Origin of the sequence: Collinsella sp. SGI.178, assembly GCF_050313495.1 — a bacterium.
Classification (GTDB): domain Bacteria; phylum Actinomycetota; class Coriobacteriia; order Coriobacteriales; family Coriobacteriaceae; genus Collinsella.
Map to the genome: position 1 here is coordinate 13,279 of NZ_JBNPLM010000015.1, position 18,628 is coordinate 31,906.

15 protein-coding genes and 1 pseudogene are annotated in these 18,628 nt (G+C 60.4%); 11 read left to right on the forward strand and 5 right to left on the reverse strand.

Annotated elements, in window-relative coordinates:
- Nucleotides 1–2: 2 nt before the first annotated feature.
- Nucleotides 3–1,604, reverse strand: coding sequence for an FAD-binding oxidoreductase (locus tag ACQRAQ_RS05610; RefSeq protein WP_427794191.1), 1,602 nt, complete (start codon nucleotides 1,602–1,604; stop codon nucleotides 3–5).
- Nucleotides 1,605–1,948: 344 nt separating this feature from the next.
- On the opposite strand from ACQRAQ_RS05610, the gene ACQRAQ_RS05615 reads away from it, so the two are divergent.
- The 9 genes from ACQRAQ_RS05615 (at nucleotide 1,949) to ACQRAQ_RS05655 (ending at nucleotide 11,620) form a co-directional block, all read left to right on the forward strand.
- On the forward strand, nucleotides 1,949–2,245 hold the full coding sequence (locus tag ACQRAQ_RS05615) for a hypothetical protein (RefSeq protein WP_154517147.1): 297 nt from the start codon (nucleotides 1,949–1,951) through the stop codon (nucleotides 2,243–2,245).
- Nucleotides 2,242–2,751 carry a hypothetical protein gene (locus ACQRAQ_RS05620; protein ID WP_427719604.1) on the forward strand — a complete coding sequence of 170 codons (510 nt, stop codon included), beginning with the start codon at nucleotides 2,242–2,244 and terminating at the stop codon, nucleotides 2,749–2,751. The genes ACQRAQ_RS05615 and ACQRAQ_RS05620 overlap by 4 nt, the downstream gene beginning before the upstream one ends.
- 87 nt (nucleotides 2,752–2,838) lie before the next feature.
- The gene (locus tag ACQRAQ_RS05625; RefSeq protein ID WP_427794192.1) at nucleotides 2,839–3,441 is read left to right on the forward strand and encodes a hypothetical protein; all 603 of its coding nucleotides are present in this window, start codon (nucleotides 2,839–2,841) and stop codon (nucleotides 3,439–3,441) included.
- A gap of 279 nt (nucleotides 3,442–3,720) precedes the next feature.
- A complete protein-coding gene (locus tag ACQRAQ_RS05630) occupies nucleotides 3,721–3,849 on the forward strand; it encodes a hypothetical protein (protein ID WP_427794193.1) in 129 nt (42 codons plus the stop codon).
- Between the two features lie 110 nt (nucleotides 3,850–3,959).
- A complete protein-coding gene (locus tag ACQRAQ_RS05635; RefSeq protein WP_427794194.1) occupies nucleotides 3,960–5,114 on the forward strand; it encodes a hypothetical protein in 1,155 nt (384 codons plus the stop codon).
- 88 nt (nucleotides 5,115–5,202) lie between these two features.
- Nucleotides 5,203–5,919 (forward strand): DUF554 domain-containing protein, encoded by a 717-nt coding sequence (locus tag ACQRAQ_RS05640; RefSeq protein WP_427794195.1) that lies wholly within the window; start codon nucleotides 5,203–5,205, stop codon nucleotides 5,917–5,919.
- Between the two features lie 88 nt (nucleotides 5,920–6,007).
- Entirely contained in the window at nucleotides 6,008–7,768 is a 1,761-nt protein-coding gene (locus ACQRAQ_RS05645; RefSeq protein ID WP_427794196.1) for a TerB N-terminal domain-containing protein, read from the forward strand.
- Nucleotides 7,761–9,059, forward strand: coding sequence for an ATP-binding protein (locus ACQRAQ_RS05650; RefSeq protein WP_427794197.1), 1,299 nt, complete (start codon nucleotides 7,761–7,763; stop codon nucleotides 9,057–9,059). Before ACQRAQ_RS05645 ends, ACQRAQ_RS05650 begins: the two co-directional genes overlap by 8 nt.
- Before the next feature lie 116 nt (nucleotides 9,060–9,175).
- Nucleotides 9,176–11,620, forward strand: a complete 2,445-nt coding sequence (locus tag ACQRAQ_RS05655; RefSeq protein WP_427794198.1) for a DEAD/DEAH box helicase — start codon at nucleotides 9,176–9,178, stop codon at nucleotides 11,618–11,620.
- A gap of 204 nt (nucleotides 11,621–11,824) precedes the next feature.
- Here ACQRAQ_RS05655 and ACQRAQ_RS05660 read toward each other — a convergent pair whose 3' ends face one another.
- The 4 genes and pseudogenes from ACQRAQ_RS05660 to ACQRAQ_RS05675 form a co-directional block, all read right to left on the reverse strand.
- The gene (locus tag ACQRAQ_RS05660; RefSeq protein WP_427794199.1) at nucleotides 11,825–12,700 is read right to left on the reverse strand and encodes a spermidine synthase; all 876 of its coding nucleotides are present in this window, start codon (nucleotides 12,698–12,700) and stop codon (nucleotides 11,825–11,827) included.
- On the reverse strand, nucleotides 12,701–14,608 hold the full coding sequence (locus ACQRAQ_RS05665) for an elongator complex protein 3 (protein ID WP_427794200.1): 1,908 nt from the start codon (nucleotides 14,606–14,608) through the stop codon (nucleotides 12,701–12,703).
- A gap of 97 nt (nucleotides 14,609–14,705) precedes the next feature.
- The gene (locus ACQRAQ_RS05670; RefSeq protein ID WP_427794201.1) at nucleotides 14,706–15,602 is read right to left on the reverse strand and encodes a DUF4097 family beta strand repeat-containing protein; all 897 of its coding nucleotides are present in this window, start codon (nucleotides 15,600–15,602) and stop codon (nucleotides 14,706–14,708) included.
- A pseudogene (locus ACQRAQ_RS05675) lies at nucleotides 15,602–16,285 on the reverse strand (helix-turn-helix domain-containing protein); the annotation flags it as partial. The gene ACQRAQ_RS05670 and the pseudogene ACQRAQ_RS05675, both read right to left, overlap by 1 nt.
- A gap of 300 nt (nucleotides 16,286–16,585) precedes the next feature.
- Between ACQRAQ_RS05675 and ACQRAQ_RS05680 the strand changes: the two are divergent.
- On the forward strand, nucleotides 16,586–17,458 hold the full coding sequence (locus ACQRAQ_RS05680; protein WP_427794202.1) for a class I SAM-dependent methyltransferase: 873 nt from the start codon (nucleotides 16,586–16,588) through the stop codon (nucleotides 17,456–17,458).
- Between the two features lie 118 nt (nucleotides 17,459–17,576).
- Nucleotides 17,577–18,458 carry a tRNA (guanine(46)-N(7))-methyltransferase TrmB gene (trmB, locus tag ACQRAQ_RS05685; RefSeq protein WP_427794203.1) on the forward strand — a complete coding sequence of 294 codons (882 nt, stop codon included), beginning with the start codon at nucleotides 17,577–17,579 and terminating at the stop codon, nucleotides 18,456–18,458.
- Nucleotides 18,459–18,628 lie beyond the last annotated feature (170 nt).

An 18,628-nucleotide genomic window follows, 5' to 3' on the forward strand; every position in this document is an offset into this window, starting at 1 on the left:
CTTCACGCGCCCCCTTTCTGGACGAGCTCATCCAAGAGCTGCTCCGAAAACAGGTTACCGCGGCCCAGCTGCCCGGCAGGATCGAGCTGGAGCTTGAGCCGCGCCGACTCGACCATGGCCTCGTGACCGTACATCGTCTCCAAGAAGCCCGCCTTGATCTTGCCGACGCCGTGTTCGGCGGAGACGGCGCCGCCCATGGCCGTGACCTCGGAAGCCCACTGGGCAAAGAGCTCTTCGCCGCGGCGGTAATCCTGCGCATCGCGCGGCAGAATGTTCACATGCAGATGGTTGTTACCGATGTGCCCCCAGGCGGCAGATTCAAGCCCACTTTCGGCCAACGTGCGGCGATAAAGGGCGATGACATCGGCCAAGTGTGCGTTGGGCACCGACATATCCGACCCCAGCTTGGTAATGGTGGGGTCCGTACGGCGACGCTCGTCGATGAGCATGTTGACGCTCTCGGGCACCGCATGGCGGAAGAATCGCTGACACTCGCGATCGACCTCGGTGCGCGCGACCCATGTCGCATCGTCGCTGCCGCCCGCAAGCTCCAGTACCCACCCCAAGTGATACAGCTCCTCAGTCGCCTGGGCTTCGTCGTCGCAGTCGAGCTCCACGTAGACACAGACCTTGGCGTCTTTGTCGAGCGCCGGCAGCGAGGCGAACACAGTCGACTGCTCGCGCTGACGACGCAGGATATCCAGGGCGCCCGCATCGAAATATTCGATGGCAGCCGCGTGGGACAGGACGGGACGTACAGAATCGGTGAAGGACACGGCCTTGTCTTCGCTGTCAAAGAAGCAGCTCACGCCCCAAACGACCGCAGGCGCCGCCTGCAGGGCAATCTCGAGCTCGGTGATGACGCCGAGTGTTCCACACGCACCGATAAACAGATCGATGGCATCCATATCGTTAGCAACGAAATAGCCCGAAGCATTTTTGGTCTTGGGCATGGTGTAGTCGGGAAGGTCGAGCTCGAGCGTGCGGCCCTGCACCGTGACGAGCGAAAGGCGACGACCCTGTGCAAAAACCTCGCCACGGTGAAGCTCGAGCAGGTCGCCATCGGTCAGCACGACATGAAGGCCCGTGACGTGAGGGCGCATGGGGCCGTAAGCGTAGCTACGGGCGCCGGAAGCGTTGCATGCCGCCATACCGCCCAGGCAGGCAGATGCCTCGGTGGGATCGGTAGGAAAGAATTGCTCGGGAGCTTCCTGGAACTCCTCGTAGGCCTCAAGCGATGCCTGGTCCCAGCCGGCAGTCGGCAGCACTTTCTTGCCCAGTTGCTTGCGCAGCTCAGACAGCACGACGCCGGGCGCCACGCGCAAAAGAAAGCGGCCCTGCTCATCGCGGCGAATGCCTAGGTAGCGATTCATGCGGGAAGTATTGAGAATGTGACCGCCATGAGGCACGGCGCCGGCGGCAAGACCGGTCCGGGCGCCCTGAACCGTCACCGGGACACGCTCGGCATGGAGCTTTTCCATAATGGCGCGGACCTCGTCCTCCGTTGTCGGAAACGAGATGCTCGAGGCCTCGCCCGATGTGCGAGACTCATCGCGACCATACTCTTCGAACTCGTCGGTGAAGGGTTTGATGGTTGCAGACACGCGAACTCCCCCTTTAGCTAACTACAGTGCTTGCAGGGAAATGTTACCGCATCGTTTCACCAACATGTTCGAGACCGTCTCCATAATTGACGTTTTTAACGTTCGCGCAATTCGGCGAACGGTGGAATTTTCGAGACAAGCGATGCTTTTGCCACACGTTGCCGCGCAGCCACAACATGTGCATTTATCAGTCAAAAATAGTTGAGATTTTTTTCACATGCTTTTACCTGCGGGGATATCGGCTCGTCAAGCAATTGGTTAGTTATTGGGCAAGTTGCGGCTGATACGGTCGGCATCGACAGCCAAACCAATAGGAGTTTTGGCCCCAGAGCAGGGAGGTTTCCATGGCATATTACTGGCCCCAATACGGTTTCGCCATCGAAGTCGATGACGACCCCTATCTCTTGCCTTTCGACGAAGATGCATTTCCAGGTACGGAGGTCTACCACGTCACCACCGATGTGATCTGCGACCCCGAGTCGTTCTCGGCGCTCGCCCACCACATCGCGCGTATCCACAACATCGAGCTCCCTCACGACTTCGACGAGCTCATCTACTCGCGCCGCCTGATGCTTCACATGCTCTTTGGAGCGGACCCGTCCACGTTCGCACGTGTCTACACCACCAAGGACGCCGCATGAGTGCGAAGAAGCCGCCCCGCCTTGCAGGACTGGGGCGTCGCAAGAAACTCGTCGTTGTCTGCCTGGCTGTCGTCTGCGCCCTCATCGCCGTAGGGCTATACGCCTGGCAGTCGCAGCCCGTGCCCGAAGCGGGCGCCTCAGTCACGACGGCAGAAGGTAAATCGCGCCAAGAAATCCAGGATGAGCTCGACGCCATCGTCCGCGACAACATGATGACGATCTCGGTCGCGCCGGTCGCACAGTTGCAGGAAGGCGGCAAGTTGCGCGTCAACGTGCAGAACGTCCAAGACAACAAGTTTCCCCAGCGCTTCCGCGTGATTCAAAACGACGAGACCATCTATGAGTCCGGTGTGGTCGAAGCCGGCAAGACGGTTGAGACCTGCCCCGCCGGCGATATCCAAGAAGGCGAGGCATATATCGAGATTCAGGCACTCGATGCCAAGACCTACGACACCCACGGCAATCCGACGCGCGTCAAAGTGCGGGTGGCACAGGCAGAAGGCTAGTGGCCGACGCGCTCGCAGGGGCAGCACCCTGTCCCCATTCGTCCAACCATCACGGAAACAGTCCGTGACGAGCAGAAAGGATCGATTATGAACACACCCGTGAACCTGAGCGGAGCCAGGGCACTCGCCGTGGGCGCAGGGCTTACGCTCGCACTTGCGATGGGCGCCGCGCCAACGGCGGCCATGGCAGAGGTGCGCGTTGGAACCACCGATGTGACGGTGAAGGCCGACATTAGCAATGTTTCGTTTAAGGTGCCAACGGTCATCCCTTTTGCCGCCAAAGCCGACGGAACGCTTGTAGGACCCTCCGACAAGACGATTACCATCGACAACCTCTCGGCATACGGCATCCACGTCACCAACATGAAGGTCACGGCCAAGAACGACTGGACAATCGTTGCAGACGCAAAGACGGGCTCGGCCCAGAACTCCATCGATTTTAAGGTTGGCCCCGATAAGGCAGAAAAGGATGCCAGCTCGGCGACTCAGACTACGGGCCTCGATCTTTCCAAAGACGCAAGCTTCGACATGAAGTACAAGGACATTGCCGACGGAACGGACAAAATTAGGCTCAATGTGAGTGGCCACGTCGCCCGCGTCACGCGTGACATCTACCACGCCACCGGTACGGGAGATCAAGTGGCAAGCATCACCTGGACGGTCGAGCCCGGTGCGCACGCCACGTCCTAAGGCGATTGCACTGGCCGCCATCGTCGGCATCTTGGCGTCCGCACCCGCAATGCCTTTGCTCAACAAGAGCAAGCGCAGGCGGCCACAGAAGTGACCGTCGATCTTTCGGGCCTTAATCGCGGCAGCCGTCACGAGCCGCTCGTCCAGACGAGCGACACCCGGCAACTCATTGCGGTAGGCGTCGCCACGGTGGGAGCAGGACTGACGTGCCTTGGCCTGCACATCAAACGCAACCAATAGCCAAGCACGACCGGAGTACGCGGAATAGATAGGAGAACCATGGCACCCAAAAACCTTTTGCCCGTTGCCGCGCTCTGCAGCGCACTGGCGAGCGGTACGCCTCTCGCCGCTTGGGCGACGCCCGCCACGGCAAGCTCTTTACCGCAAGCTCCTTACCGCAAGCTCTGAACCCCGCGTCGAATTCGTCGGGTATCGTCGCCTGCCAACGTTTTTCGCTCGCACATGCCACGGTCCGAACCTCGGGATGCCTTCACCTCAATACGGTCGACTCGATAGTCGTGGATATCAATCGACCGGACAAGGAGAACGGCCCCCGGACAGGTTGCGCCATCTGCACATGGAAATCGGCTGCAGTCAACGCCGATGGCGACCCATGCGACTTAGAGCTGCGCATCGATATTGCCTCGGTCGATGACTCGGCGAACGGGGCAAAGGTCGTCTTCGACAGCGCGGCCCATGAAGAAGGGGGTGTATGCCTGGGCTGCGTTCCCTCGAATGTCGATGGCGCGCAGCCCATCATCTCCTTTACGGCGTCGCTGCGGCTGACCAAGGCGGACACCGAAGCCATCGCAACGGGAGATGCGCCTTTGCTGTTCTACGCTGGCGACGCGGACGACCAAAAGGCTCAAAGCACCAGGCAGAAGGGCTCGCTTAACCTCACGCGCGGATCAGAACCCGCCCCCATCAATATCGATGCCCAGGAGCCGGGCGTGCAGCGCATTCTCGCCGATCCGGCGCTGCTCCAAATGACATGGCACGGAGTGGGGTCCGTCGAGATTGCCGCTCCTATATCGAGCGATAATGACAAATCCCCCAAAGACGAGGTCGCAGACGCACCGGCACATGTTGACGATGCATCATCAGAAGACAACGCTGCGGTTCCTCTCGAGAAGCCAAGCGGAAGCGCCACCGAACTAGGCGATTCCCAACCGAAAGACGGCCTGGACTTTGCCGCTCCCCCAGGTGTCGACGAAGGCAACTGTTGCATGATGGTCGCGCTCGACCACACGGAAACCGTCGATGCTGCAAGCATTGAGCCAGTCGCTGCCAATGCGCCCCGCCGCAAAAATATCCTCATCGCATTCCCCAATACCGTCTTTTTGCCTTCGGGCGAAGTCGTCGCGCCTACGGCACTTACAGCAGTGGGAGCAAAGAGCGCATCGAACGATATCCAAGCTATCTCGGCACTTGATGCCACAACGACCGCCAAGTTACACCTTTATTCTGTTGCAGCAGACGGAACGCGAACCGAAGAATTCGACGGAACCAAGCTTTTGGTTCCTCGTCGCATCGGTATCCAAGAAGACGTCCCCTATCAAATGGAACTTGAAGGGTTCGATCGCGCACGAGATGCCGACATCATTGCCGAAGCCATCGAATCCCCACAGCACCTCATGACGCTGCGCTTCGACTTTAGCCCCATCCTGTCCTAGACCGCTAACCGCCGCTTGGCTCGGATACTGAGCGCCCCCTCCCCGTTCTGCTACGATTGCCGCGTTGGCATCAATTACAGGAGGGTCCATGCCGGGTTTAGGAACGATCATCAACGTCGCGCTTTTGATCGCGGGCGGTCTGCTTGGCCTTATGGGTGGGCGCTTCATTTCGCCTCGCATCCAAGACACGCTCATGAAGGCGTCGGGGTTGTGTGTTCTGTTTATCGGCCTGGGCGGCACCATGCAAAAGATGCTCGTTATCGATGGAGAGGCGTTGGCGACCACCGGCACCACCATGCTTATCGTCTCATTTGCCCTCGGTTCGCTCATCGGCGAGGCCATCAACCTGGAGGCCGCCATCGAGAACCTCGGCGAATGGCTCAAGCGCAAAACCGGCAGCGAAGGCGACAACGAGTTCACCAACGCCTTTGTCTCGGCATCGCTCACCGTGTGTATCGGTGCCATGGCCATCGTAGGATCGATTCAGGACGGTCTGCTCGGCGACTGGTCCACGCTTGCCCTGAAGGGCGCGCTGGACTGCATCATCGTCTGCACCATGACGGCCTCGCTTGGCCGCGGCTGCATCTTCTCGGCCCTGCCCGTTGCCGTATTCCAGGGCACGATCACGCTTTTTGCCGGCGCACTCTCCCCCATCATGACCACCGCAGCCCTCGACAGCCTTTCGCTTGTGGGCTCTATGCTCATCTTCTGTGTTGGGGTTAACCTTATTCGACCTCAGACCTTCCGCACGGCCAACATGCTCCCCTCCGTCGTCGTGGCGGTCATCTACGCCCTCTTGTTCTAAATCTATCTACGTAGCGGTTTCTCGAACACCTGTTTGATGCTGTGCTATGATATGAGGTCACCGAAGCTGCGTTAGGAGAGGAGAAGCGGTGGCCGACCAGGACGTCAAGATGCTCATCGAGCGCATTATGGCCGAGGCCCGGACCCATCAGTCCGCCCGCTTCTCAAACGAAATCTATGCTGACGAGCCGATTCTCAAGACCGGTCGACAGATGCAGAACTTCCTCCCCGACCAGTACCGCAAGATGCGCGAGATATCGCGCTGGCAAGATGATCCCAAAGGCGGCGCGGGACGTTGGCTATCGGAGGCGGAGCTCTTTTACCGCCAAGGCCTGCTGATGGCCGACTTCGAGGACGATTGTCCCTACAACGGCACCTTTAAGTCGTACTTTCCCACCTACAATGCCATGAGCGATCGACAGTTGCGCGGCTACTTTACCTGGCGTGCCCAAGTGCGCCGCGGAACTGTCGAGGAAACGTCTACGTCCTTTGCCTTCCTGTATCTCTATGAGCTGATCTGCGGCATTGGCGTAGATGACCCACTCGATGGCTTTAGCAAGATCAAGGCCTTTTGGAATGCCTATCGTGCCTTCGAGCCCGGCATCGACCGGTTTGCACGCGTGTGGTTGCAAGATTACGCCGTTTTCCACGGGCTCGACCCCAAACTGCTTCGCGACTCTAAAACCGTCATGTTCGATAACGCCCTTATCGAGCTGCGGCGCGCGGCTCGAGACCTTGCACCTGCACCGACGCCGTCGGATCTGCCGCCTGCGCGTCGTAAGACCTCCGAGCCTACGCTCCCCCTCCCGCCCGACGAGGCGGGCGAGGAGCGACTCATGGCCGCTATCAACGCCCTCTCCACGTATAACCTCGATAACTCTAGACTCGATCGCAGCCACCATCGCGACCTACGCCACGTGGCATGTGCCGTGTACGTCCGCATGGCGCGCTACTATGACACGCACCGAAAGACCGGTATCGTGGCGAGCTTGTTTGGGGAGGAGACGGCCATGCCTTATACCATGTTTGCCTCGGCCGTGTTCTTTGCGCCCGAGCGCCACGAGGACTGCGAATACCGTCTTGACCCCATCCATATCTACCGCTGCCAAAACGGTTTTTGGGAATGCATGCGAATTCACGGCAGCAGGCAAAAGAGCAGCAAGCTTGGTGAGATGATGCGCGCCTGCGACCAACGTCTGCGCCTGGCCCTAGCCCCCGCCCACCCCCTGAAGGAGGAGAAGGTCCCCAAATATCTGGCCAAAATCATCGATGACGAGATCGTGGCATGGCTTTCGTGGGATGCCGCACACCAGCCCGTCAAGATCGATATCGATTTGAGCCAGCTGGGGCACATCCGGAGCGCCGCCGCGCAAACGCGTGAAGCGCTTTTGATTGATGAGGAGCGCGAGGACGGCACGCCCGTGGAAGCCGAGGCAACGCTTATCGAGCAGCCGGGCCGCGAGTCTGCGCCCGGCATGACTGCCGAACCTGGCGAGATGACCATTCAGCAAGACGAACCCGACGAGCCGACTGTCTCCGCCGAAGAGTTTGGCGTCATGGCACCGCTCCTCGTGTCTGCGCCCGCACCCGTAACGCCCGCGTCTGCCGAAGCTACGAACAAACTCGCGCCCGCCGAAGATGCCTTTCTTCGCGCTCTCCTCGAGCAAAACACAGCGCAAGCGACATCGGCAGTGGAGAGGTCGGGCCAGAGCGAGGATATGCTCGTCGACAGCATCAACGAGACGCTCTTTGACCTGGTGGGAGACACCGTTATCGAGTTCGGCGCGGCAGGACCGCAAATTATCGAGGATTACGAAGCAGACGTGAGAGGATACCTAGACCATGAGTGATACCGCATCCGCAGCACCCCGCGTGCCCAAGCGCGTCGCTGCCGTCATTCTCAACTCACTCAAGGGCGGTGTGGTCCCGCGCATCGGCCTTCCCTATATCACCGTAGGGCGCGAGGTCGAGATCCGCGCCCTGCTCACCGATTTGAGTCTCATCGCCGACGGTGGCGCGAGCTTCCGGTTTCTGGTCGGTCGCTACGGCGCAGGCAAGAGCTTTTTGCTCCAGACCATCCGCACGCACGCCATGGGCGAGGGGTTCGTCGTCGCCGATGCCGACCTGTCGCCCGAGCGCCGCCTGCAGGGCGGTCAGGGGCAGGGCCTTGCCACCTACCGTGAGCTCATCCGCAACATATCGACCAAGACGCGCCCCGAGGGCGGTGCGCTCAACCTTATTCTGGATCGCTGGGTCGCCTCGTGTGCCGACGTCGACGAGTCGGTCGTCAATGCCCAACTGGCCCCGCTCGAGGAGATGGTCCACGGCTTCGACTTCGCCCGCATGCTCCGCCGCTACCGCACGGCCGTATCCGAGGGCGATGAAGAGGCCATGAGCCGCGTAACCAAATGGATCCGCGGCGAATACCGCACCAAGAGCGAGGCTCGCGCCGAACTGGGTTCCTCGACCATCATCAGCGATGACGACTGGTACGACTACGTTAAGCTCATTGCGCGCTTTTTGGTCTGCAGCGGCTACAAGGGCATGCTGGTGCTCATCGACGAACTCGTGAATCTGTATAAGATTCCCAACGCGATCACGCGCCAATACAACTACGAGAAGATCCTGACCATGTACAACGACACGCTCCAGGGCAAGGCGCAGTACCTGGGCATGATCATGGGCGGCACGCCAACCTCCATCGAAGACCGCCGCCGCGGCGTGTTCTCCTACGAGGCCCTGCGTAGCCGACTCGCTCAGGGCCGCTTTGCACGCGAGGACCTTAAGGACATGCTCGCGCCCATCATCCGTCTGCAGCCACTCACCTACGAAGAGTTGCTGGTGCTGATCGAAAAACTCATGCAAATTCACGCCGGCTACTTTGGCTGGACGCCCACGCTTACCGAGAGCGACCTGGTGGACTTCCTCAAGATTGAGTTCGGTCGCGTGGGAGCCAACACGCATCTGACGCCGCGCGAAGTCATTCGTGACTTTATCGAGCTGCTCGACATCCTATGCCAAAACCCCGACGCCAACGTGGCCGAGCTGCTGCAAAGCGTCGGCGGTGACGCGCCAGCAGCCGCAACAGACGACACCGGCACCGCAGGCGCCGACCGCAACTTCGCCGAATTCGCCATCTAACCTGCCAAAAAGGGACAGGTTTATTTTGGCAGGTTTTACCTGGGCAAACATTGAAGCAGTCATGCAGCAAGCCACTGCCTGCCGCGTTGAGAGATTCGCTTTTGAAAGGAGGCCCCGTGAACGCCTTCGACCGCTACGCCCCGTTTATCCAAGACTTCATCTACTCCCACGATTGGGAGAGTCTCCGCTCCATTCAGGTTGCGGCGGCAGATGCCATCTTTAACACACAAGACAATGTGCTCCTGACGGCATCCACGGCTTCCGGCAAAACCGAGGCGGCCTTCTTTCCCATCCTGACCGAGTTTTGGGAAAGGCCGCCCGCGAGCGTGGGCGCCCTCTACATCGGCCCCCTCAAGGCGCTCATCAATGATCAGTTCGTCCGCCTTAACGACCTCTGCGAAGAGGCCGATATCCCTGTCTGGCACTGGCATGGCGATGTCTCGCAGTCGCACAAGGCTAAGCTCATCAAAAAGCCGAGCGGCATCTTGCAGATTACGCCCGAGTCACTCGAGGCGCTCCTGATCCATAAGCACATGGCGATCCCGCGCATGTTTTGCGACCTGCGCTATGTGGTCATCGACGAGGTCCACTCGCTCATGCGCGGCGACCGTGGCGGGCAGACGCTCTGCCTTATCGAGCGACTCTCGCGCATGGCCGGCGTGCAGCCTCGACGCATTGGCCTTTCGGCCACCATCGGCGACCCCGAGCGCACGGGCGCTTTTCTCTCACAGGGAACGGGACGTGACTGCGTTATCCCCCGTTTTGAGGAACCGCGCCGCGTGTGGCGCATCTCCATGGAGCACTTCTACAACTCGGGTCCCCAGGCACAGCAGCGGGGATTCGAGAGCATGGGTCCTCAAGAGGCCGAAGTTCTTGCCTCCGAGCGCATTGAGGCAGCGGCACCCACGGCGCTGCCGGCCGACACCCAAGGCATGTGCCACAGCGGACAGCCCACACAGGAGGAGCGCCGTCAACGTCGCAAACGGGCACAGGGTAAGGCTACCTCCGGGAACCGCTGCACTTCTTCGGCCCCCGAGGGCGAAGTCGACATCCCCCGGGCCGCCGAGCAAGCGCTCCTCAACCCCACCGACACCGCACCCGACAACGCCGATCCCGGCATGGGCTATATCTTCGAACACACCCGCGGGCGCAAGTGTCTGGTCTTTGCCAACTCGCGCGAGGAGGCAGAGGCCGTATGTTCCATGCTGCGCAGCTACTGCGAGAGCCGACACGAGCCTGACCGTTTCCTCATCCATCACGGCAATCTTTCGGCATCGTTGCGCGAGACGGCAGAAGAGCTCATGCGCGATGAGGAGCAGGCACAGACGACCGTCACCACCTCTACGCTTGAGCTTGGCATCGATATCGGCCGTCTGGAGCGTGCGTTTCAGATCGATGCGCCATTTACCGTCAGTTCCTTTTTGCAGCGAATGGGCCGCACGGGACGCCGCGACCTTCCGCCCGAGATGTGGTTTGTCATGCGCGAGGAAGAGCCCGAGCCGCGCACGATGATGCCCGAAACCATTCCGTGGAAGCTCCTGCAGGGCATCGCACTCGTACAACTCTATCGCGAGGAAAAGTGGGTCGAGCCGCCCGAGCTCGATCGACTCCCCTACAGTCTGCTCTATCACCAGACTATGTCGACGCTTGCCAGCACCGGAGAGCTCACGCCGGCAGAACTTGCCCAGCGCGTGCTCACGCTCAGTTATTTCCACCGTGTCTCAGCCGATGACTATCGCGTGCTGCTGCGTCACCTCATTAAGATCGACCATATCCAGGTCACCGAGGGCGGCGGGCTCATCGTGGGCCTCGCGGGCGAGCGCATCATCAACAATTTTAAGTTCTACGCCGTGTTCCAGGAAAACGAGGAGTTCACCGTCCGCAGCGAGTCGGCCGAGCTGGGCACGATCGTCAATCCCCCACCGCCCGGTGAACGCATCGCCATCGCCGGGCACTGCTGGATTGTCGAGGAAGTGGACTGGAAGCGCCATACCGTCTTTGCAACGCAGGTCAAGGGCCGTGTACCGGCTTACTTTGGCGACTGCCCCGGCGACATCAACACGCATGTACTCGAGCGCATGCGTAAAGCGCTCAACGAACATGCCGCGTATCCGTACCTTATGGGTAACGCGCGGGCCCGCTTGGCGCAGGCTCGCCATACGGCCGAGATTTCGGGTGCGGGCACTAGGCCACTCATTAACCTGGGCGGCGACACCTGGGTGCTCTTCCCCTGGCTGGGCAGCTATGCCTTTTTGGCGCTCGAGCGCATGCTCAAGATTAAATGTGCCGCGGAGCTGGGCCTTCGCGGACTCGACCCGTCGCGCCCGTACTTTATGCAGTTTAAGATGAAGGCCGACGAAGAGACGTTCTTTGAGATACTCACCGCCGAGGCCGAGAAGGACTTCGATCCCATCGAGCTCGTCTATCCCGGCGAGGTGCCTTACTTTGATCGTTACGATGAGTTCGTTCCCGAAGAGCTCGTGCGTAAGGGCTTTGCCGAAGGCGTGCTCGACATAGAGGGTATGAAGCAGCGTGTCCGCAGCTGGCGCGACCACGCATAAAACGGGGCTGACTATATGAGCAGTCAATTTGGGACGGGGCTATTTTAGCTGCCCTTGCAGGTAAAGCGAAAGGTTTGGCCGATTAGTGGCAGGGATAGCTAAAATAGCCCCGTCCCAAATTGACTGCTCCCGATGTGGAGCGAGCCGGCATCCGAAAGCAGCTAAAAAGCCCCGTCCCAGAAAGACTGGTCGCAGAAAGACGCGCTAGTCGTGAAGGACGGCGCCGAGGAAGTCGGCGTCAAAGGGCACGGCTTCGGCAAAGGCATGGTTCCCGTCGCTGGCGATGAGCAGGTAGTTTTCCTCGCCGCCGAACTCTGTATCGCCACAGGGGACCACCCAGGCGTGGGCGAATATCTCGAGCGCCGTGGCAGCGCAGTCGCGCAGGAACGTTACATCGCTCCCCTCGTTTGCGCTCACGATATTGGCAACGTAGATACCCCCGGGGTTCAGGCTGCCCCGCACTAAACGCAACGCCTCAACCGTCGCCAGCTCGCGTACGGGCTCGGCACCGCCAAAGCAATCGCTCACGACCACGTCGTAGCGACGATGGCCCACGCTCGTCACACCCAAATACGAGCGAGCCTCAGCGGTTATCACCCGCAGGCGATCGCCCGCCGCGCGCTCTAGCTCGTCTAGGTAGAACCAGCGACGCGCCAGGCGCGTAATCTCTCCGTCATACTCGATAACGTCCATGCGCAGGCCCTCATGCGACATCAGCGCAAATTTGGGATAGGCAAACCCGCCGCCACCTAGCATAAGCATACGGCTGATACCGTGACCATAAACGTCACGCATCACATCCTCGGCCTCAAACACGTCGTCAAACGCGCGATAATACGCAAAGACGGGCTCCGCCCAGCGCTCGCCGACGTAACTCGCGCTTTGGTAGACACCGCCTTGCACCAATACGCGGACTTCATCGCCGCCCTCATCGTGCACGCGTTTCACACGCGCCAACCCATTGCGGGTTCGCGCGACCTGCAGGCAGGCAGCACGAACAGCGACGGCAGCCGCACCCAGCGCCGCGGCTCCCAGAGCAACGCCGGCAACAACGCCGGCAGAAACACTCGGTTTGTTCATCTAGAGCTCCTTTTGCAGATAAAGGCCATGGTCATAAAATCCAAGATGGCGATAGTACTCGCGTGTGCCAATCGAGCTGATCACGTTGATGCGTGCATACCCCGCATCCCGGGCAATCTCGCACGCACGCTCTACGAGCAAACGCCCCAACCCGTGATGCTGCGCCGCCTGGCCCTGGTCGCCCACGCGCGCCGCCATGCCGTACACGTGCACCTCGCGAATCATCGCCTCGTCCGGCGTCGTCGGCAACTCGTCCGCATGCGCGGCAACAAACGAATGGTCGGGCAGCGACAGGCGCAAAAAGCCCGCAATCTTGCCCTGCGGCGTCACCCACTGCAAAAAGCGCTCGTGCGTCACCGGCGTCTCGTACGCTACATCCTCGTCAAGGGTCAGCTCATCCAAGTCGGCACCCGCCGTGCTGATCTCGCGATAGCGAATCTCACGCACCGTCGCACCGTCACCCCGAGCAGCCAGGCGGTTCTCGACGAGCTGACGCAGGTTGGGCTTCTTGTTGCCCACCATAATGTCATCGGAGCTAAAATCGCGGATCATGCGGCTGATACGGCAGAACGGCGGCGTCACCACGATATCGTCGGCTAGCACGTCGAGCAGCTCCTCCTCGGTATAGGGGCGCCACTCGCCGCGCTCGTAACAGCCCACCAGACGCGAGCCCTCGATGAGCGCGCACGGGTAGACCTTGACCTCGTCGGGCATAAAGGCCCCCTCGGTCATAAAGCGCTCGTAGTCGCGCTTGTCCCCCTCGGGTGTGGCACCCAGCAAGTTGAGCATAAAATGCGCGTGGATCTTAAAGCCAAACAGGCGCGCAAGCGAAAACGCCCGCTCGATTTGCCCCACCGAAATGCGACGCTCGTTGATATCGAGCAGGTACTGGTCGAGGCTCTGGATGCCCATCTGGATCTTGGTGCAGCCCAGGCGGCGGATGAGCGTAAGCGCCTGCGGCGTTACGGCATCGGGGCGCGTCTCGATAACGAGTCCCACCACGCGATGCTTCGCCGTCTCGTTGATGTGCTGCTGACGCTCGAGCTCCTCCATCGTTGCCGTCTGCCACTCGGTGACCTCGCCCCACGGCGTACCGGGGCCGTACAGACGACGCACCGCACGGTTATAGCCGCCCACGGCAGCATCCACACGCTCCTGTTCGTCGGCAACGCCGGCAGCGAGCTCGGCCTCGTCTGTCGCAATGCCGGCAGCCCGATAGCGCTCGCGGCGCTCCGCTACCACCGGCGGCAGGGCATCGGCGGGTGCATCGTCGAGCAGACGCCCCGCCTCGGCACGGCTGATGCCCGGACGCGCCAACATGGGGTTGGCCGCCACGCCGGCAACGGCATCGTCATTGAGCGCACGGAAAAGCTCCGACATAAACCATGTCTGATAGCCTTCCGGATAGTCGCTCCAGGTGCCACCGAGCACAATGAGCTCAATCTTATCGGTCGCATGCCCCATCTGCGAAAGCGCGGTCAAGCGAGCGCTCACTTGCAGATACGGATCAAAGCAATTTTGCTCCGCACGGGCGCACGCGGGCTCGGCATGCAAATAGCTTTTGGGCATACGCAGGTCGTTGGGGCAAAACAGGCAATCGCCCGAGCACGGCCACGGCTTGGTGATGACGGTAATGGTCGCCACTCCCGAAGCCGTGCGGCGCGGCTTCATGCGTAGCACCTGCAGCAGTTGACGTTCCAGATCGGAATCGACATTCCACGCAGCCCAACGAGCCGGATCCTCACGTTTAACCCGCTGGTAGAACGGCAGCAGACGGCGCTTGGCCAGATCGCGCTTGTCGGCACCCTCACGGCGTGCCTCGGCATGTATCAGTTTGACGAGCGCCTTGTCGTCTACGGTCTCGCCGCGACGCAGGGCCTCAAGTATGTTCAAGATAATCTGTTCCATGCCCCCATTGTAAAGGCAAAGGCGCCGGAGCCCGTCACGGCCCCGGCGCCTCAATCAAAGAGCACGCCTATATGTACCGATCTCCGAAAACCGCATGTCACTCCGGATCAAACGACATGTCACCCGAACCGACCTCAAAACGATACGTGGCAGACTTATCGCCGTTATCGAATTCAAGATTCAAAATGGTCTCGCCGTCGTAGCCAAGCGGAAGGAAATCGCTCTCGAAGTCGCCGCTGCCCAAGGTGACGCTCGCCTTAAAGCCCGTCGAGTTCGGAACCGTCATCTCCACATCGCCCGAGCCCACACTCACGTCCATCGACTTCGCGGGGGCCTGGTAGAGCTCAAACGTCGCATCGCCCAAACCGACCTCAGCGCTGAGCGCATCAGTCACGCTGCCCGTAAACTCTACATCTCCCGCACCCAGGACAAGATCGAAACCATCACAGATGACACCGGCAATCTGCAGATCACCCGAGCCCACGTGCGCGTTGACTCCCTTCAGATGTTCGGCAACACGGCGTGGCAGCTCAACCGTAACTGAGCGATCGATTGCCTTACCGTCATCACTTCCAAACTGGGAAACCTTGAGCGTCGAGTCCTCGACGGATGCGATGTTTTGCGTCGCGGCCTTGGAGGCATCCATACCCTCGGCAACGCGCCCCCGCTCGATAACGCGAGCCTTGTTGCCATCAACAACCTTGACGTCCACCGACGCCGCATTGATATCGAAATCAAGGTAGCGGAACTCATCGGCATCAAAAGTCACACTCGAAAGTTGCTGAGGCCGAGCGGAATAGTTACCGCTATTCAAGGAATCGTCCTCGTCAAACATATCGTCAAAATCAGACAAATGGCCAGATAGAATACCGGTCGTACGCACCATATCGGAATGAGCCAATAGCCGCGAAACGCCAAACACAAGCCCGATAATCAGTACAAACGCTCCGATGCCAACGCCCAAGCGTACCTTGGATTCATGCGAAAGCTTCATCATTCATCACCCTCTTTGGCAATCGGCTCAGCGGTGGTCGCGGTAGCCACGTCAGCATCAACCGCAGCGGAAACATTCTGAGCCCTAGCCGTCACCGATGCGGGACCAACCTGAATATCACCGCGCGCCCAATCGCCATCGAGCGCACGCGCCACCCTGTGATAGATAGGGATCGTAAAGAAGATGAGCGCAGCAAAGGGGCCGGCGCCAAACGGGAACATCAGCAAAAAGAACAGTAGCCAGCACACGGCCCAATACGGGAACGACTGGAACGGGCCCTTCACCGGAATCGAGCCAACTGCGCCGCCACTCGTCGCCTGCGCCGTAGCAGCATTGGCGGCCTGCGCACTCCAGCTTGCCGCTTGCGCCGCCTTGGCGGCGGCATCACTCGCCTGTGTTGCCGCCTCGGTGGCACGTGCCGCCGCCTCATGGGTGCGGGCGCGCTCTGCCGCCTCGGCCTCGCGCTGGCGGGCGCGGTCCTCGTTCTCAAACTCGATATCGTCCTCGATCTCGTCGCTCGGATTGAGGAGCTCGTCCAGGCTCACGCCATAGAGCTTGGCGAGCGAGATCAGGTTCTCGGTATCGGGCGAGCTCTCCGCGCGCTCCCATTTACTGACCGCCTGGCGCGACAGTCCCAGCTTTCGTGCCAGCCCTTCTTGACTAAAGCCTTTGCTGCGGCGAAGGTCGGCGAGCCGCTACGCAGTTTCTACATTCATGGTTCCTCCTATGTGATGCCAGCCGTGCCGCCGGACCGTTTTTGTTCTTAAGGCGCCTTGCACAGTTAAAAATCTATCCGCCACCGCCAAAAGCATGCCACCTATTCTAGTGAGATTTTTGACAACCGGCGGTTGCGGGTGCATATGAGCTGCGGAAATGTGTCCAAACAAAGCAATGACACGTAGCTTGGTTGTCCCCGTTGCGGCGTTAACGGTAGTATGGTCGTACTGTTAATTTCGCACCGCCAACGGAGGGAGTCCCGCGCCGTGAACCGCGATTTCGCCTCATCGCTCATCCAGCTCAACAACACGTTCTATCGCGAGCACTCCGCCTCCTTTTCCGATACGCGTCAGGCCCCGTGGCCCGGCTGGGTACGCACCATGGACATCGCGCTCGGGCAGCTCGACGTCGCCACAATCGAGCATCCCGTCCGCGTCTTCGATCTCGCCTGCGGCAATATGCGATTCGAGAACTTTGCCGCCGGCGGCGCACTTGCCGCCAAGGGCGTCGACGGCGCAAACTCCTCGGCAGATGCCAGCTGCCCGTTTGAGTTCTATGGCGTCGACTCGTGCCAAGACCTGGCCATCGATGCACGCGGTCACGCCCTGCGCATTCCCAACCTGCACTTCCAGGAACTCGACGTGCTCGACGCCCTCATGAAGCTCAACCCCGCCGAGGCGCCCGACGCGCTTTTCGACGCCCCGCTCGCCGACATCTCGGTCTGTTTTGGCTTTATGCACCACGTGCCGTCGTGCGAGTACCGCGTACGCGTGCTCGACGCCCTGGTGCGGCAGACGCGCCCGGGCGGCATCATCGCCATTAGCTTTTGGGAGTTTATGAACGACGAGCGCATGGCGCGCAAGGCCGTTCGAGCCGAGGCCCGCGCCGAGCTCACCCCGCCGTTTGAGGGTTACGATTCAGCACAGTTTGAAGCCGGCGACCACCTCATTGGCTGGCAAAACGACCGCCACGCCTACCGCTATTGCCACCACTTTGACGATCAGCAGATCACCGACTTGGTGCGCGGCGTGCGCACGTTCTACAAGAGCGGCGAGGTCCCCGTACGCGAGCTTGAGCGCTTCCATGCCGACGGTCGCAGTGGCGAGCTCAACCGCTACGTGATTCTCAAGCGCCTGTAGGCACCGACGACTCGCCGTCGAGCCGCACTGCATCTTTCGGGCAAGCTATGCCTACCCTTTTTTCAACCCATTGACGAACGCGCAGCTATGCGTTCCATACTTATGACCAAGGAGCCTCATGGGAGCCGTCCACGTTCGCACGCCTAAGAACTTTGTGCTCGAAGAGCGCCTGGAGCGCTACGCCGATGCGATTGAGACGAACCCTGAAATCTATGCCGGAGATTGGCGCGAGGCCTGTGCGCCCGCAGGCAGCAAGTCTTTCGAACACCTTCACCTGGATCTTGGCTGCGGCAAGGGAACGTACCTTGTAGAGCGCGCGGACCACGAGCCAAACACGCTCTTTATCGGCATGGACCAGGAGCCCATCTGCATCGCCTATGCCGCACAGAAAATCTGCGAGCAGGAACTGACCAACGCACTCGTCCTGCCCCGAGGCGCCGCATCGTTGCCGCAGCTGTTTGCCACAGGCGAGCTCGATGCCATCACCATCAACTTTCCCACGCCGCAGCCCAAGGCCAAGTACGCCAAAAAACGACTCGTCCATGTCGACCATCTGATGCTCTACCGCCCGCTTTTTTCAGCCGGCGCCACCGTCACGCTGCGCACCGACAGCAAGCCATTGCGCGACTACGCCCTGGGGCAGTTTGCCGCGGCCGGCTACGACACACTTTGGGTAAGTGACGACGTTCGCCGCGACCATCCCGAGCATCCCGAGACCGAATACGAGCGCCGCACGCGCGAGATGGGTGCCGCCGTCTATGGCATTTGCGCCACTCCCGACGCGCTGCCCAGCGATGAACAGCTCACGGCGGGGCGCGCGCAGGAGCAAAGCCTTGCGTGCTACCTGCCCGACAATCTCGATGAGCTCACCTACGTGCCCCTCGGCATGGAAGAGGCCGTCGAGAACTTTAAAAACCGCGCCCGCAAGGGCAAGAAGCGCTTACCGCAGGAGTCCCAGGGGCCTCTGATGGTCGCGGCTTCGGCAAACAAGCGCAAATAGGCGCCAGCAAACGACCCTCAAATCTTAGTGAGTAGACTTTTTTGCAATAGCCAAGCACAACCCGCATAACCAATACTAAAACCGCAGGTAGAGCCTTTGCGTAAAAGCCATGTGCTCGCGATATTGCAAAAAGTCTACTCACTTAGCTGGCAACTGCACCAAACAGCTGG